Source organism: Bacteroides ndongoniae (genome assembly GCF_900108345.1).
Lineage (GTDB): Bacteria > Bacteroidota > Bacteroidia > Bacteroidales > Bacteroidaceae > Bacteroides > Bacteroides ndongoniae.
This window is the reverse complement of sequence record NZ_FNVV01000013.1, coordinates 57922-73305: the sequence shown is the minus strand read 5'-3', so window position 1 is coordinate 73305 and position 15384 is coordinate 57922. Positions and strand designations below refer to the sequence as shown.

20 protein-coding genes are annotated in these 15384 nt (G+C 47.3%); 8 read left to right on the top strand and 12 right to left on the bottom strand.

Annotated elements, in window-relative coordinates:
- The first annotated feature begins 21 nt into the window (after positions 1-21).
- Both BQ5591_RS04480 and BQ5591_RS04475 read left to right on the top strand, forming a co-directional pair.
- Positions 22-678, top strand: a complete 657-nt coding sequence (locus BQ5591_RS04480; protein WP_004320488.1) for an Lcl C-terminal domain-containing protein — start codon at positions 22-24, stop codon at positions 676-678.
- Positions 679-706: 28 nt separating this feature from the next.
- Positions 707-2893: a type IV secretory system conjugative DNA transfer family protein gene (locus tag BQ5591_RS04475; RefSeq protein ID WP_004320491.1), complete on the top strand. Its 2187-nt coding sequence runs from the start codon at positions 707-709 to the stop codon at positions 2891-2893.
- An 87-nt stretch (positions 2894-2980) separates the two neighbouring features.
- Here the strand turns inward: BQ5591_RS04475 and BQ5591_RS04470 are convergent, their stop codons facing one another.
- Positions 2981-4195 (bottom strand): PDDEXK nuclease domain-containing protein, encoded by a 1215-nt coding sequence (locus BQ5591_RS04470; RefSeq protein WP_004320495.1) that lies wholly within the window; start codon positions 4193-4195, stop codon positions 2981-2983.
- Between the two features lie 148 nt (positions 4196-4343).
- Here BQ5591_RS04470 and BQ5591_RS04465 point away from each other — a divergent pair, with 148 nt between their 5' ends.
- Together BQ5591_RS04465 and BQ5591_RS21985 are read left to right on the top strand one after the other, a co-directional pair.
- Positions 4344-4526: a hypothetical protein gene (locus tag BQ5591_RS04465; protein ID WP_008782490.1), complete on the top strand. Its 183-nt coding sequence runs from the start codon at positions 4344-4346 to the stop codon at positions 4524-4526.
- Between the two features lie 89 nt (positions 4527-4615).
- Complete coding sequence (locus tag BQ5591_RS21985; protein WP_004320497.1) at positions 4616-4738, top strand: Fic family protein; 123 nt, start codon at positions 4616-4618, stop codon at positions 4736-4738.
- Positions 4739-4840: 102 nt separating this feature from the next.
- On the opposite strand, the gene BQ5591_RS04455 is transcribed toward BQ5591_RS21985, so the two are convergent.
- The 8 genes from BQ5591_RS04455 to BQ5591_RS04420 form a co-directional block, all read right to left on the bottom strand.
- A complete protein-coding gene (locus tag BQ5591_RS04455) occupies positions 4841-5221 on the bottom strand; it encodes a hypothetical protein (protein WP_004320499.1) in 381 nt (126 codons plus the stop codon).
- A 33-nt stretch (positions 5222-5254) separates the two neighbouring features.
- Entirely contained in the window at positions 5255-5527 is a 273-nt protein-coding gene (locus BQ5591_RS04450; RefSeq protein WP_004320500.1) for a hypothetical protein, read from the bottom strand.
- Between the two features lie 7 nt (positions 5528-5534).
- Positions 5535-5810: a hypothetical protein gene (locus BQ5591_RS04445; protein WP_004320502.1), complete on the bottom strand. Its 276-nt coding sequence runs from the start codon at positions 5808-5810 to the stop codon at positions 5535-5537.
- A gap of 441 nt (positions 5811-6251) precedes the next feature.
- Complete coding sequence (locus tag BQ5591_RS04440; protein WP_004320504.1) at positions 6252-7979, bottom strand: ParB/RepB/Spo0J family partition protein; 1728 nt, start codon at positions 7977-7979, stop codon at positions 6252-6254.
- Between the two features lie 437 nt (positions 7980-8416).
- Complete coding sequence (locus BQ5591_RS04435; protein ID WP_004320506.1) at positions 8417-8671, bottom strand: hypothetical protein; 255 nt, start codon at positions 8669-8671, stop codon at positions 8417-8419.
- Between the two features lie 7 nt (positions 8672-8678).
- Complete coding sequence (locus tag BQ5591_RS04430) at positions 8679-9434, bottom strand: ParA family protein (RefSeq protein ID WP_004320508.1); 756 nt, start codon at positions 9432-9434, stop codon at positions 8679-8681.
- A 280-nt stretch (positions 9435-9714) separates the two neighbouring features.
- A complete protein-coding gene (locus BQ5591_RS04425) occupies positions 9715-10077 on the bottom strand; it encodes a hypothetical protein (protein WP_004320510.1) in 363 nt (120 codons plus the stop codon).
- A 10-nt stretch (positions 10078-10087) separates the two neighbouring features.
- Entirely contained in the window at positions 10088-10429 is a 342-nt protein-coding gene (locus BQ5591_RS04420; protein ID WP_004320512.1) for a hypothetical protein, read from the bottom strand.
- Positions 10430-10454: 25 nt separating this feature from the next.
- On the opposite strand from BQ5591_RS04420, the gene BQ5591_RS04415 reads away from it, so the two are divergent.
- On the top strand, positions 10455-10673 hold the full coding sequence (locus BQ5591_RS04415; protein WP_004320514.1) for a hypothetical protein: 219 nt from the start codon (positions 10455-10457) through the stop codon (positions 10671-10673).
- Positions 10674-11029: 356 nt separating this feature from the next.
- Here the strand turns inward: BQ5591_RS04415 and BQ5591_RS04410 are convergent, their stop codons facing one another.
- Together BQ5591_RS04410 and BQ5591_RS04405 are read right to left on the bottom strand one after the other, a co-directional pair.
- Positions 11030-11662 carry a hypothetical protein gene (locus BQ5591_RS04410; protein WP_004320516.1) on the bottom strand — a complete coding sequence of 211 codons (633 nt, stop codon included), beginning with the start codon at positions 11660-11662 and terminating at the stop codon, positions 11030-11032.
- 47 nt (positions 11663-11709) lie between these two features.
- Positions 11710-11934 carry a DUF7688 family protein gene (locus BQ5591_RS04405; RefSeq protein WP_004320520.1) on the bottom strand — a complete coding sequence of 75 codons (225 nt, stop codon included), beginning with the start codon at positions 11932-11934 and terminating at the stop codon, positions 11710-11712.
- Between the two features lie 284 nt (positions 11935-12218).
- Between BQ5591_RS04405 and BQ5591_RS04400 the strand changes: the two genes are divergently transcribed.
- Entirely contained in the window at positions 12219-13493 is a 1275-nt protein-coding gene (locus tag BQ5591_RS04400) for an ATP-binding protein (protein WP_071148616.1), read from the top strand.
- Positions 13494-13498: 5 nt separating this feature from the next.
- Here BQ5591_RS04400 and BQ5591_RS04395 read toward each other — a convergent pair whose 3' ends face one another.
- Entirely contained in the window at positions 13499-14152 is a 654-nt protein-coding gene (locus BQ5591_RS04395; RefSeq protein ID WP_004320525.1) for a M23 family metallopeptidase, read from the bottom strand.
- A 219-nt stretch (positions 14153-14371) separates the two neighbouring features.
- Here BQ5591_RS04395 and BQ5591_RS04390 point away from each other — a divergent pair, with 219 nt between their 5' ends.
- Entirely contained in the window at positions 14372-15130 is a 759-nt protein-coding gene (locus BQ5591_RS04390; RefSeq protein ID WP_004320528.1) for a DUF4099 domain-containing protein, read from the top strand.
- An 18-nt stretch (positions 15131-15148) separates the two neighbouring features.
- Positions 15149-15373: a hypothetical protein gene (locus BQ5591_RS04385; protein ID WP_004320530.1), complete on the top strand. Its 225-nt coding sequence runs from the start codon at positions 15149-15151 to the stop codon at positions 15371-15373.
- Positions 15374-15384 lie beyond the last annotated feature (11 nt).

Sequence of the window (15384 nt, the reverse complement as noted above, 5' to 3'; positions counted from 1 at the left end):
AAAACAAAAAACGAAAATAACATGATACGAAAGATTCAATGGTTTGCAATGGCAGTGACGGCGGTATTGTGCGCTGCCTGTGACGCCCATATCGACGTACCTGATACGGCGGTACGTCCGGGACATATTCTCTGCGAGGACGGTACGGCTTTATCCTACGTACAGTATGAACAGTCGGGAAAACGGGCAATAGCGGTTGTCTTCGATACCGAACACCGTGAAGGTACGGAAGGGAACGGCTATGCGGTTTACCTGTGGGACATTGCTCCGGCAGCTTTTGCCGACAGCCTCGGTGTCGCACAAGGGACGTCGGCCGACATCGAGGCTTTGGACGGGAACATGAACACCTTTGCGCTGTACGACACACGGGAGACGGCTTCGCCTATGGCGGAAGCGGTCTTTGACCTGTGGCGGTACGGACAGAGTGCCTATATCCCGTCGGTGGCACAGATGCGGCTGCTGTATGCCGTCCGGGAAACCGTCAATCCTGTCATCGAACGGTGTGGCGGCCATCCGCTGCCGTTGGATGAAAACGACTGCTGGTACTGGACATCGACGGAGGTAACCGGACAGGAAACGGCGAAAGCGTGGCTTTACTCGACAGGAAGCGGTGCGATGCAGGAGACCCCGAAGACACAGGCGCACAAGGTGCGGCCGATTATCACACTGAACAGGTAGGAACGAAAAGAGGGAAAGGACAAAGACAATGGAAGAAAGCAAGGAACTACAAGGATTTTACAAAATATTCCGTGCGGTCATCTATATCTCCGTGCTGATGGAGTTCTTCGAGTATGCCATAGACCTTGCCATGCTCGACCACTGGGGCGGCATATTGATTGATATACACGGGCGCATCAAGCGATGGATGATCTATAACGACGGCAACCTCGTGTATAGTAAGATAGCGACCTTCCTACTCATCTGCATCACTTGTATCGGCACACGCAACAAAAAACACTTGGAGTTTGACGCACGCAGGCAAGTGTTATATCCACTTATCTGCGGATTGTTCTTGATTGTGTTCTCCGTGTGGCTGTACCATCATACGATGGAAACGAGGCTCTACACCCTGCCGCTGAACATCATCTTCTATATGGCGGCTACGCTGGTCGGTGTGATATTGGTGCATATCGCATTGGATAACATCTCGAAGTTCATCAAGGAGGGACTGGGTAAAGACCGGTTTAACTTCGAGAATGAAAGTTTCGAGCAGAGCGAAGAGAAGGATGAGAACCAGTATAGCGTGAATATACCGATGCGGTACTATTACAAAGGTAAATTTCGCAAGGGATGGGTGTCGATAAGCAACTGTTTCAGAGGAACATGGGTGGTTGGAACTCCAGGTAGCGGTAAGACGTTCAGTATCATAGAACCGTTCATCCGCCAACATAGTGCCAAGGGCTTCGCGATGGTGGTCTATGACTACAAATTTCCGACACTTGCCACTAAACTTTACTATCATTACAAGAAAAACCAGAAGCTCGGCAAAGTGCCAAAAGGATGCAAGTTCAACATCATCAACTTCGTGGATGTGGAGTACAGCAAACGGGTGAACCCCATTCAGGCAAAGTACATCAATAATCTTGCGGCGGCGAGCGAAACGGCGGAAACCCTGTTGGAATCCCTGCAGAAAGGCAAGAAAGAGGGAGGCGGAGGCAGTGACCAGTTCTTTCAGACTTCTGCCGTGAACTTTCTTGCCGCCTGTATCTACTTTTTCGTGAACTACGAGCGGGAACCCTACGATGCAAACGGAAAGAAACTGTATGCGGAGAAACGGCAAGATCCGCAGACGAAGTTCTGGAAGCCGACGGGTGTCGTTCGTGACCGTGAGGGTGGCAGCATCGTGGAACCTGCCTATTGGCTTGGAAAATACTCGGATATGCCGCATATCCTTTCATTTCTCAATGAGAGCTACCAGACTATTTTTGAGGTACTTGAGACGGACAACGAGGTCGCGCCGTTGCTCGGCCCGTTCCAAACGGCCTTCAAAAACAAGGCGATGGAACAGTTGGAAGGTATGATAGGTACGCTGCGTGTCTATACCAGCCGTTTGGCTACAAAGGAATCTTACTGGATATTCCACAAGGATGGGGACGATTTCGACCTGAAAGTTAGTGACCCCAAGTCACCCAGTTATCTGCTGATAGCCAACGATCCGGAAATGGAAAGTATCATCGGAGCGTTGAACGCTCTGATATTGAACCGTCTCGTTACCCGTGTGAACACCGGGCAGGGGAAAAATATTCCGGTCAGCATCATCGTGGATGAGCTACCGACACTGTATTTCCACAAGATAGACCGACTGATAGGTACGGCGAGAAGCAACAAGGTAAGCGTAACGCTGGGTTTTCAGGAGTTGCCGCAGTTGGAGGCTGACTACGGAAAAGTGGGAATGCAAAAAATCATCACGACAGTGGGCAACGTGGTAAGCGGTTCAGCTCGCGCAAAAGAGACACTGGAATGGTTGTCGAATGACATTTTCGGCAAGGTGGTACAGGTCAAAAAGGGCGTGACGATCGACCGGGACAAAACGAGTATCAATCTCAATGAGAACATGGACAGTCTTGTACCCGCCTCGAAAATTTCGGATATGGCGACGGGATGGATTTGCGGACAGACGGCACGTGATTTCGTGAAGACGAAAACCGGTACGGGAGGCTCGATGAACATTCAGGAGTCGGAAGAGTTCAAGACTACAAAGTTCTTCTGCAAGACGGATTTCGATATGAGGGAGATAAAAGCGGAGGAAGCGGCCTATGTACCGCTACCGAAGTTCTACACTTTCAAGTCGAGGGAGGAACGGGAACGCATCTTGTATAAAAATTTCATACAAGTCGGACAGGATGTAAAAGACATGATAGCGGATGTACTGAACAAGCGTGGGGCGAAATAAATCAAAATCCCTGCAATAATTTACGTGGTTATTGCAGGGATTTTTGTATTCCATTCAGCTACCCGAAATCTTGCGGACATAAATGAATCATCTGACAGTTTCCGATTTGGAATCGTTTTCCGACAGCAGATTTTGTAATTTGTCGATGTCCGGTAGAGTCTTGCGCAAATTTTCCGGCATTTCTTGGGCTGTGCGGTATGTCGCCACGCCCATAGGCTTATCATAGTCGCGCACCATGATTTCGACAAATTGGCGGTTGGCATCCTGACATAGGACAATACCGATTGAAGGGTTCTCGTGCGGTTTCTTGTCGGTCATATCATATACAGTCAGATAACCGCTAAGCTGTCCGAGATAATTCGGGCGGAACTTGCCCCGTTTCAATTCCACGATTACGCTGGCATTCAGTTCTCTGTTGAAGAATACAAGGTCAGCAAACATTTCCTCTCCGGCAACTATCAGGCGATGCTGACTGTCGATAAAAGTGAAGTCGTTTCCAAAACGGAGAATGAACTGCTTGATATTGGTTACGATTTGGTTTTCGATGACCTTTTCGTTCCAGTCCTGTTCGCGTTCTCCCACATTCTCCAGATTAACCATTTCGAGCATATACTCATCCTTGAACGCCAATGTCGCTTTTACGGCATAAATGGCTTCGGGCAGCACTTGAAGGAAGTTGCTCGGCAAAGATCCGCGATTTGAATAGATGTCTTCTTTCAAGTAATTTTTGAGAGAGGATAGCGACCACGCATTTTGAGCGGCACAATGGATATAGAACAATCGTTCTGCGATGTCTTTTGAACGAGTCAGGATTTCAATATGATGTGAAAAGCTAATCTTGACAAAATCGTCCCAGGTAAATTCGGTATTGACCGGTTGCCCGATAAGTTGCAGCAGTAGATGCTCGTCAATATCCAATTCGCCCAACGCTGTTGGATGAATTAAAGCCGTACCCTTTTCCGACGAATGGTTTTCCAATTCGCCCAACACTGTTGGACGAATTAAAAACGTCCTCCATTCCTCATAGAATGAGCGCATCCGTTTCAACCCCGATTCAGAAAAGCCGTGCAGACCGGGCAACTCCCGTTGAAGGAGCTTTGATATGGTAGGCAATGCTTTAGTACCCCAACAGCCGATGCGGGAATTTTCAGACACGAATTTCCCCACTCCAAAATACAACGAGAGAGTTTCTTTGTTGACCGCAGCCGCACTTCTATACCGGCAGCGTTCGATGGCATGTTTGATTATCTCTACTGCCTCTGCATATTGTGTATAATCCGATGGGATAACTTGTTGTTCCATATACATACGTTTTTGTGCCGCAAAGGTACGAAAAATACGGGATATACAGGGCAGAATGCCAACATATTATAGTGCCGTGTGGGTCTTATTCGGTATTTTTAGCGTTCCGGTTTCCTGCACTCGCTTTGCTGCCAATCTACTCACTTAGATGTTCATGTGTCTGGGGCGTGCCGAGAAAGCCGGTAGCGGTGTGGATAAGATTGTGAGCGGTTGGCAGTCTTTGGGTTGGCCGCTTCCTACTGTAGCCGAGGAAACACGTCCGGACTATGTTGTGCTGACCTTGCAGTTAGGGATGAAAACCCGACAAGAAAACCTCGCAAGCAGGATTTGAGAAAAGAGCAAATCTTGGAGTTCTGTGTTGAGCCGCAATCCCTATCTGATATTTTGCAACATTTAGGATTGAAAGATAGGGAAAATCTTATGGAGGTCTATATCAATCCGATGATTGGTGCAGGGGTATTGGAAATGACGGAGCCGGACAATCCCACAAGCCGTAACCAGATGTATGTAACGGTAAAAGTGGAACAAGAATTTCAAAAGTAAGTTTATAATAGGATATTGCGGCTTGGACGCATCCAACCTCATACAAATAACACTGCCCGCGTGAAAATGGGGGCAGTGTTATTTATATGGTAGTTCGCTTATTTAAGCTCGTGTACCGCTTAAAAGTTCGGCAAGTTGCCGGTCGCAGAATTTATCGTATTCCTCCTTGTCTGTACCGCTTTCGATAGCCCGGTCGATAACATCGCCCAGTTCGTCGAAGCAGACTTCTTCATTGACACACTTTGCATTGCTATCATCTTCTTTCAGTAGATAGACCTCGTAGTAATCAGAGCCGTTGAGAGCGATAACGACATATCCGGCGTGTAACCGTCCGTTTACTTTCAGCCGCAGTGCCGGTAATTCTTGGAATACCGTAGCGACAAATTCGCTGACTCCCCACGACATAAAGACGGGTATGGGGGTAAATGACAGTAATTGTTCTTTGATGGTCTGTGCGATGTGCATTACATACTCTTTATCCATAACTTTGATTTTTAATATGATTATTGATTTATGTTAGTTGAACCATTCGGGGTTATCCTCTTTTAATTCCGTGATGAGTTCATCGTCCGGTAATTTGAGGGTCTTCGCATCGGCGAAAAAGAAAACCTCGTCATATATTTGTTCGGCTTCCTTACTTGCAAAACCTTCGCTCTCGTCCTCGAAACTGCCCGGATGAAGTGCATCGAGCAGAGCGGTAGAGCCGATAAGTAGTTCTTCACCTTCGTTGGATTTCACGATACGGCAGATGTAGATATTGCCGTCAAATTGTAGTTCTTTCGTTTTCATACGCCTGTTATCTTAATGGGATATGTCTCCCGTTTGCCTTGAGGTATTCCATGATACACTTCGCTTCTTCGTGCGATGCACGGTTGCGGTCATCGTAATTGCGTGTCTCGTCTGCCATGACCACGATACACTCCTTTACCAACCTGTAAAGGCTTTGCTGCAGCGTGGGGTGCATTTCGGGGATAGCGGCTGCAAACCGTTTGGGATTGAAGCCGTAATCGTTCACTGCTCTTTCCCAGTCTTTGGCGAGCTGGTACTCCTTGCTTTCCTTGATGTTGTCCATAATCTTGAATTTTAATGATTTGTTTTTTATTCCCTCCGTTCGATTCCTTTCTGTCGGAACCGCTTTGGGATTTTATAGATGCGGTAAACGGTTGTCGGTACAGCTTCATACGGGAGGCTTTTCCTGCCAATTACTCTTTCTGAGGGAAGGAAGAATTTGCAGGAAATACATTTCAAGCCGCCGGATCAAGCGCGACGGCCGACCTTTGCATCTGATAAAACCAAACCGGGGCTGACAGGGAATGAAGCTGGGGAAACGCTATAAAAGGGAAGTTGAAAATGGTAAAAAAGAGAGGAAACGAAAGCTATGAATGGAGGAAGGGTGGGTGGTGACGGGTTCGTCAGAAAGTTAAAAGAGGTACTTGGGTCCTTTGTCCGGAGCATACAAAAATGAATAGAGGGCGGATTTCCCCCCCCCTATTCGTTATGACAACAACATTTGTCAGGCAGCTATTTCTTCCGTTTGCGGTTCGGTCTGTGCTTCCGCTTCGGGTTGCGGTTCATCGGGTTGTTCCGCTTCCTGCGTGGCTTGTTCCTGCAAAGCGGCTTTTTTTTCCTTAATGCGTTGGTGCCGCTTTTCGTACACTTCATTATATCCGTCTTGGATATTGGCAAGTTCTTCGGGCATATGCTTTTGGGCGAAGCCAAGCAACAGGGAGGCTGTGGCGTTGTTACCGAATGCGTCCTTGAAATTGGCAATCAGATAATCCCTGCGGATAACGGCTTTCTGCTTGGCGGTAAGGTTCTCGATGATGCGCATTTTGTCCTCGCTCGTAAGGTAGTAATAAGAACCTTTATCTTCAATTCCCACCTCATTGAAATGCTCTTTGCGGAGTGAGGAGAGCAGGAAGAAATACACCATTTTCTCCTCGTCCTGTCCAAATTTGCGCTCTGACATATCGACCTCTAAAATCCGCTTTTTGGTGTCTTCAACGGTCTTTTCGAGGGCAATCTCCTTGTTGCGTTTGTCCTGCTTTTCCAACTTCTCGATAGGTGAAAGCGGCATTTCGGTTGCTGTACCGTTTACGGTGGTAGCGGTATTTGCAACATAGCACAGTGTAATGTCGTTGCTCTCAATACGGAGATAGAGGGAGATTTCTCCTGCTTCGCTTCGGGTGCGGATTGCTTCGCATTTTTCGGTGTAACCGTTCAATTCCTGCCCGTAATCCTTTTCTGCATCCTCGTATTCCTCGGTGGTATCATAATCCTCTTTTTGAGGTGCTTGGGGGCTTTCGGGGTATTTCGTTGCATAGGTTTTAAGGCTTTCCACTTCGTAGCCCATAGCGGTAAGTCGGTCGATGACAGCTTCATTGTAATTGTAGCTTTCGTGGCAGAGGGGAACGGCAGGGTGCTGTTCCATGAGCCGCATAGCCTTTTCGGTAAGGTGCGATGTGTTCATTTCCACCAAGCAAGCGCGGTTGGCGCAATTTCCGCAACCACCCTCACAGAACAACATCATATTATTGGTATTGTGAGGGCATGAAAGACAAAGGGTTTTGTCGAATGAATAGCGATTGAGGTCTGCGGTGTATTGCCGTTCGATGCTTTGTGCCACCTCGGAAGCTTTCATGCCTCGCCAACTATTGTACTGCACCCCCTCTTTCAGATGTTGGTCGTACACCTCACGCTGTATCTCTTCCCCATAACGGCAGATTTCACTTGCCACGCTGATTGTGATTTCGTCCTGCTCCAACAGCAAAGCGATTTCGGGTATCAAGGAAACGAATTTAAGTCGTGTACGGATATATGCCTCCGTCTTGCCGAACTGCACGGTCAAGGACTGTACATCGTGGCGACCGCTGTCTATGAGCTTTTGGTAGGCGTTGGCTTCCTCAATCGGGGTCACATCCTTACGCTGCAGGTTCTCGGTAATCGCCATTTCCTCGGCTGTCTCGTCTGAAATTTCCATGACGATAGCCGGAATTTCCGCCAATTCAGCCATGAGGGAAGCACGGTATCTGCGTTCTCCGAATACAATCTCGAAACGGTTGTCCGCAATAGGGCGCACACCGATAGGCTGAAGCACTCCCTGCTGACGGATGCTCTCGGCAAGTTCCGCAAGGCTTGTCTCGTCAAAGTTCTTACGTGGGTTGTAGTTACTCGGCTGAATGTCTGCCAATGCTACCGATGTGATGTTCTTCTCTACTGCTTGAACTGCTGTTGTTGCCATAATCATAAAATTTAATTGGTTGATATTTGATTTTTTTATTTTCCCTTTTTTCGGTTCTTTTCTCTGCCTGAACCGCTTGGGATTTACAGATGCTTCAAGGGACTGACGAACAAGCTATTTTCAACGCTTTTTCCGGAAAATTACTCTTTCGCAGGAAGGAAGAATTTTACGAGAAATGCACTTCAAAGCGGTGAAATCAAGCGCGGCAGTCCAAATTTGCGTCTGGAAAACCAACCGGCGATGGCAGGAACGAGGCCGGACAAGCGGCAAGTGGAATAAATAAAAAAGTAATACAACCATGCGGTTATAAGAGGTAATAGAACAGGAGAACACCCAGGAGGGTATAAACAGGAAAAACGCTACCTTGTGGACGTGCCCATAAGATAGCGGTATGCTATAAAAGGTATATCGGATGGGGACTACAACCGCCGTACCGGTTATTTCTCGTGCTTTTCCAAATACTCTTTCATCGCCTCGTTCACGATGTCCCGTAGAGACATATTCTTTTCGATGGCGAGGTACTTCATCCGGGTATGAATACTTTTGTTTATGACAAAGTTGCAATGTACAGCAGGCTCTTTTTCCGTTTTGACCGGTGCAGGTTCTTTCTTTTGCGTGGACTTCCCGGTGGATGACAGCAAGCCGTCCAGTCCGCTTCTCATGCCGTTTTTCAATGAATCACTTTTGCCCATATCGTTTTTATTTTAATTTCAACACTTCTTTTGCTAACTCCATGTAGTCCTTTGCCCCGTTGCTGTTCTTGTTATACTCAAAGATATTCATGCCTTTTATCGGAGCTTCGGCCAATGATACATTGTCCCGGATGACGGTCTTGAATACCTTGTCGCAGAACGATTCGCTGATTAGTTCCGCCACACTTTTGTTGAGCGTCTTGCGCTTGTCAAACTGGGTGATGACAATGCCGCCGATATTTAGGTTTGGGTTCAAACGTTCCTTGACAATCCCGACCACATTTGTAATCTTTGCCATTCCGCGCATGGCGAGGAACTGCGCCTGTACCGGGATAATCAGGAAATCCGCCGATGTGAGGGCGTTCAGTGTCAGCAAACCCAGCGAGGGCGGACAGTCAATCAGGATATAGTCGAATTTACGGGTTTCAAGCAATTTTGCAATCAGCCCTTTTAGTATTAATTCCCGCCCCGGCTCGTTGATAAGCTCGGATTCTGTCGCCGACAAATCGAGGCAGGACGGTACAACGGAAAGACCGTTTTCCAACTCGAATACCGGTAAGGTATATTCGCCTTTCATCGCTCCGTACACCGTCCGTTCCTCTTCGATGGAGAGACCGCAGGATTCCGTGAGGTTTGCCTGACCGTCCATGTCGATGAGCAGTACACGCTTTTTCTTCTGCTGCAATGCGGCAGCAAGATTGATGGTGGTAGTTGTCTTTCCGACACCGCCCTTGTGGTTCAAAACTGCGATTATTTTTGTCATAATTTCGTGTCTTTATATCTGATACAAAGATAATACTATTTTTAGTATTTACTATTATTAGTGTATACTATTTTACTACTTTTGTATATTTTAGTATTATAGCATCTACTACTATACTAAAATACTGATTGACTAAATGTAGTGCATTCTATCATTTCTGATGGGATATTTCCTAATATCCTACTTTACTAACCTTAGTATATACTACATTTAGTATTTGTTGTATAACAGCAAAATAAGCTCATTTTGGAATTAGTCTTATAAATCATCATCATGCGCATTAGATAAATTCTGTCTCAAGTGCTTCCAACAAGTCGTGTATTTGTTTTTCCGCTTCCTCCATATCCGATACAATGTCCTTGATGTGGTAAGGTGCGCCATTTTTACCGTGCCCATCATTTCCAATCCATAGATAGGCTTCGTAATCCGGGTCAAAACCCTCGAAATATTGTTCCATGTCAGCAATGAGGGTATCAATGTCCTCACATTTCATTTCGGCACTGAAATTAAAATCCTGCCCATAGTTGGTATAGCGTTGGAAGTCGAACTGAATATTTGATTTATTTTTGTCATCCACACTTATACTCCAGCCTTTGCTTTGGGATATTTCCGTTACTTTTTGTATCTTTTCTTGAGCGGTCATAGTTTTGAGTTTATAGTGGGGAGACTTCACACCGTCCTACCGATTGCTTTAATCCGTTATTTGAAAGTAATACTCCTGCAGCTCGTCTGGCCATTCGGCGGTCATAGAGCGTGGCTTTCTGGTTGTCCCGCTCGTGCCATTGCCAAATTTTGTGATTAAGTACAAGGCACAGCTCTGTCCAATGCTTGTAGTTATCTTTCCATTCTGCCTTAACCTTTCTGTATGTGTCAGCTATGGCTTCATTCCCGAACTTGTCTGCCATAGAGAAGTCCTGCCAAAAGGTTGTCATCGGGTCATAGCCAGTAATTTCCGCTATATTCCACTTGGGAATTACTATTTTTAATATTTCCATACTTATTATTGTTTTTGTAATACTCATGAATCAAGATTACTATTTCCCTTTGTTCGGTCTGTTTGCGACCGCCGGGAAGATTTTTCTGCTTTCAGAAGGTGGCGGGGAACAATCGGACAAGGCTGATCCGGAAAAATACGCTCGACAGCGGAGAGGAAGATTTTTACGTGTCATTTGCGGCAGTATGCCGGCATTGGCAGGATTGGAGCCGCCGGTTACCTTTGCGGAAAATTCTGTTCCGTAGGTCGCACGGCAGCGGACTTGGGTTTAATGGGAATCCGTTAGAAAAGGAAAGATTTATGAATAAAAGAGTGAGGCGGCCAGCCGGGACGGACTTTCCGATGGACTGTCTTGGGACTACAGAGGGCAGGATTTATCCCGCCCCCTGTAATGCCAAGTCTGTCCGTGTCCGTCCTTTTGCAAAAAGGGGCTTCACGCACTTTATGTAACGTGTTACACAAAATGCGTGAGGCTGCTTGAAGCAAACTGGCCGCAGGATGTAAGGCTATATGAGGGAGAAAGGAATTTTATAAAAGGCCGTTGGTCGATCGGAACAACAAACCGTACCGAGACTTTGCCCGATACGGTCTTGCATATAACTCAGTCTATGTCATAGCCTATCATGTATTCATCGTTGATAAGCAGATAATAGTAGCCGTTGCCACAATTCCTGTATTCTTTGCTGAATCCAGCCGCCATATCTCCATTTTCGCGTGGCTCACACCATAACGTACCGTCATAGCCACAAAAGTCGAAGCGTCCGGTGGAAAACTTTTCGCCTTGCTTCAGTGCCGTTCTGAAACGAGCCATATCCCAACTGCTGCAATACTTCTCGATGGTGGCAAGTCCGATACACTTGCCGTCGATGCGTGTGCCGGTCGTGATGCGGTTCTCGTAGAGGGATTTATCCAAATCGGCATTAGCGATTTTGCGAAGCCAATCATTCGTATGCGTGGCAAGTCGGGCAAGTTTCTGGTATTTCAAGACCTGTTTCTTTCCTATGTCCGCTGCATCTTCGGGAGAGGATGACGGATAGTATATCTTCTCAATGCTTGCCCAATCCGTGAAGATGTACCCGCTTTTTCGTTTTCTTGGCGCAATAATGCCGATGACGTTTTCATTGCGGTTGATGAATAATCGCCTACGTTGTCCTGCAATCCTTACATATAAAGAGGTGGAATTCTGCTCGTTTCGGAGATAGGCTTCTGCCGGATGAATAGTTGTTGTTTCCATATTTGTATAAATTTTGATTTTTGCTGTTCCTATTTTGGTTTACCTGTTCAAAGTTCCGGGATTGTGCCGTTCTTATATAGAACACCGTCCCGATAATGGGACACGATGCCCGGCTTAAGTCCCATTTCCTCAAAGGCTATATGCCTGATATAGTCCTTGTATTCTTTGCCAATGAAATTCTTTCCACAAAGGTTGTTGAAAATCATAGGGACGGAAAAACCGTCTTCGCTCGATAATATCACTTTGTCGTCTTGTCTAATTTCTTCTACCATACTTGTTTACTTTTAATTGGTTGAACTATCATGCTGATTTTTCTTTTTCCCTGCTTTCGTTTGCCGTGCAGGTTTGTTTTCAGCTTTTTGAGGCAGCCAGAGGATGAAGCTGTGGCATCATAAGCCAAACCCGGATAGAAAACCGACCGTGTAACAGTCTGTTTTCGTCATCCGAATGCAATGCGGCTTGGCGATTATGCGCTTCGTCCTACATTCGCCGACGAAAAGAGTAAAGAATGACCTGCCGGTAAAAGCAAGGATTTTGTAAAAAAGAAGAGTCGTATATGATAGAAAAAACGGCTTGGGATGTGAGAAAATACCCTGAAAAATTTGCGGTGTATCGTATTTTATGTAATTTTGCAGTTGTATTTCAAAATTGCATAAACAGTATGGAGGCAAAATATATCCACAGGGAGCTATCCGCCGTGATAGAAGAGGCTTACCGCTATTTTTCAGTCATTACGGTAACAGGACCGCGCCAGTCCGGAAAGACGACGCTGCTCCGCAACTTGTTCTCATACCTACCGTATTACTCGTTGGAAAATCTTGATGTCCGGAGTTTCGCCGAAAACGACCCGGTCGCTTTTCTGAACCAGCACACGGAGTGCATGATTCTTGACGAGGTACACAACGCTCCGAACCTGCTGTCGTATATTCAGGGTATGGTGGACAATGATGCCGACCGGCGGTTTATCCTTTCGGGCAGTTCGCAGTTTGCCATGCTGAAAAAGGTTACACAGTCTTTGGCAGGACGTACCGCCGTTTTCGAGTTGCTCCCCCTGTCATACTCCGAAATACGGGAGCAGATCACCGATACGCCTCTTGACAACCTGCTGTTTAACGGGTTTTACCCTGCCATTTATTCGGGCCGTAACATACCCAAATTTCTTTATCCGGCGTACATGAAAACCTATCTGGACAAGGACGTGCGCGACCTGCTACAAATCAAGGACATGATGCAGTTCCACACATTCATCAGGCTTTGCGCCGGACGTATCGGATCGCTGTTCAAAGCCTCTGAACTGGCCAACGAAATCGGTGTCAGTTCACATACCGTTACGGCATGGCTGTCCGTCTTACAGGCATCTTATATTGTTTTCCTGCTACCTCCCTATTTCGAGAACACACGCAAACGGCTGACTAAAACTCCCAAGCTCTATTTTACGGATACAGGGCTTGCCTGTCACCTGCTCGGCATCGAATCGCCGGAACAGCTTGCACGGGACAAGATGCGTGGGGCGTTGTTCGAGAACTTCATCGTAACGGAAGCCTTGAAGCGGCGGTATAACCAAGGCAAGGAAAGCAACCTCTATTTTTACAGGGATTCGAACCAGAACGAGGTCGATTTGCTGTTGAAAAAACATTCGGGGCTATACGGTATTGAAATCAAGTCGGCGATGACCTACCATGCGGACTTCGAGAAGGCGTTGAAACAAATGGACGGCTGGGTCAAAGAAACCATACTGGGTAAGGCGGTGGCCTATGCGGGTACACTCGAAAATACTGCTGGAGAAATCAAACTTCTGAATTACAGTCACCTGGATGAGGTGTTGGCTTAACAGCCCTATAACAGTCCAGCTAATGCCGACACACACTCCTGCTGCATGGATTTGATGTAATCGAAGAGAACCGAGGGATTGATATTCTTGCCATTTAGCTTGCAGGTGACGTGCAAGTGCTCGCCTGTACTTCGTCCGGTCGAGCCGGTAATACCGACGGCATCGCGGGGACGGACTACCGTACCCTTGGCGGCCAGCACCCGTGAAAGGTGGCAATAGCTGACGGTGTAATTTCCGTGCCGCAGTGTCACATACTTGCCGGACGTCTTGTCTTGTCCCACTTTGACGACCACCCCCTCCATCATGGCCAATACCTGCTCGCCCCGTGCGTGCAGGTCGATACCCCCGTGAAACTTCCTCTTCCCGGTAAACGGGTCTTTCCGGTAGCCGTATGGCGATGTAATTCTGATGCGCTGCAATGGATAAGACACACTGAGATAACGGTCAATCCACAACTTCTTACTTTCATCGGCAGGTTTTGTCGAAGTCTCCTGTGCAGGAGCCATGCTTTCGGGTGTCGGCTCCGGCTTTTTCATACCCTCCTGCAAGGCTTCTACCTTGTATCTTTCTGGTGTCTTGGCAATCGTGTTGAACTGCGCCTGAACGGGCATCGTGCAGAATGAAATACCCGATATTGCTATCAGTAGAATTTTTCTCATTCGGCAAAGTTATAACGGGAATTTTCATGTCGGAAACAAACTACCGTCATTTCTTGTATTGGTTTGATATTTTGCGTCTATTAGTACGATTTTGATTAGATAATTGTACTAATGAAGATAAAAACAGCATATTACAACCATTTATATAGCTGTATTTTTGTCCGTCATAATAAGATGTCTCTATCTTTGTATAGTACAATTTTATAATATGAATATAGTATGAAAAAAGTTCAGATTGAATTTGATGAATTACCCTTTTCGACACTGGAACGATTCGGTCTTACAAGGGAAATGATCGAGGACTTGCCGATGCGTGTGTTGGAAGACATCTGCAACGGCCGGCATTCTCCCGTGCTTCCCGTGCGTGTCACTGACGAGCATGGCGGGCAAATCGAGAGCCGCAGCCGCTTTGCCTTTATCCGCATGGACGACGGTCAGGTGGATGTGGTGTTCTATCCGGCACTGAAATCCTCTCCACTGGAGCGGTATGACGAAGCACAGCAGAAACAGTTGCTCGACGGCAAGGCGATTGTCGCCGATGTGGAAATGTCGGACGGACGGAGCAGCAAGGCTTTCGTACAGATTGACGCCGAGACGAAACAGGTGATGTATGTCCCCACGCCCATCATCGCACGCAACCTGAAAGTGCTGGCCGAGGTCATGCGCCTCGGTACGGTGGAGGTAAACGGGATGCAGCACGGCGAGCCGCTGACGGTAGTCGTGGGCGGCGAGCCTGCCACAGTGGGCATCGACCTTCATGCCAAGACCGGCATCCGCATCTGTTCGGGCGACGCGCAGCAATGGCGCAACCAACCCAAGCGAGAGTGGGACAAATACACCTTCGGGTGCTACGGCTGCTGGGTCATGGACGATGACGGTAACCTTGACTACGTTTCGGAGGAAGACTACACCGAAGAGCTGTGGAACGAACAGAAGAAGAGCGGCGAGCGCAATCGTGCGACAGCTCTCCATAAGTAAAACATCAATCCGTACATTATGGCACAGAACGAATATTATCCCGAAGACGTACTTGTCGGGAAGATGCAGAGCGGCGAATACGGCTGGCTCGATTACGTCAATCATTTCTCCGCCGACTGGCAGGAGGAATACGCCCGTTACTGCGAGGAAAAAGGGCTTGCAGTCGGCAACGAATCCGCCGCCGAGTTCGTCCGCTTCAAGGACGAACAGTTGGAGGCAGCAATGGAAAGCGGAGACGCATAACGAAAACAATC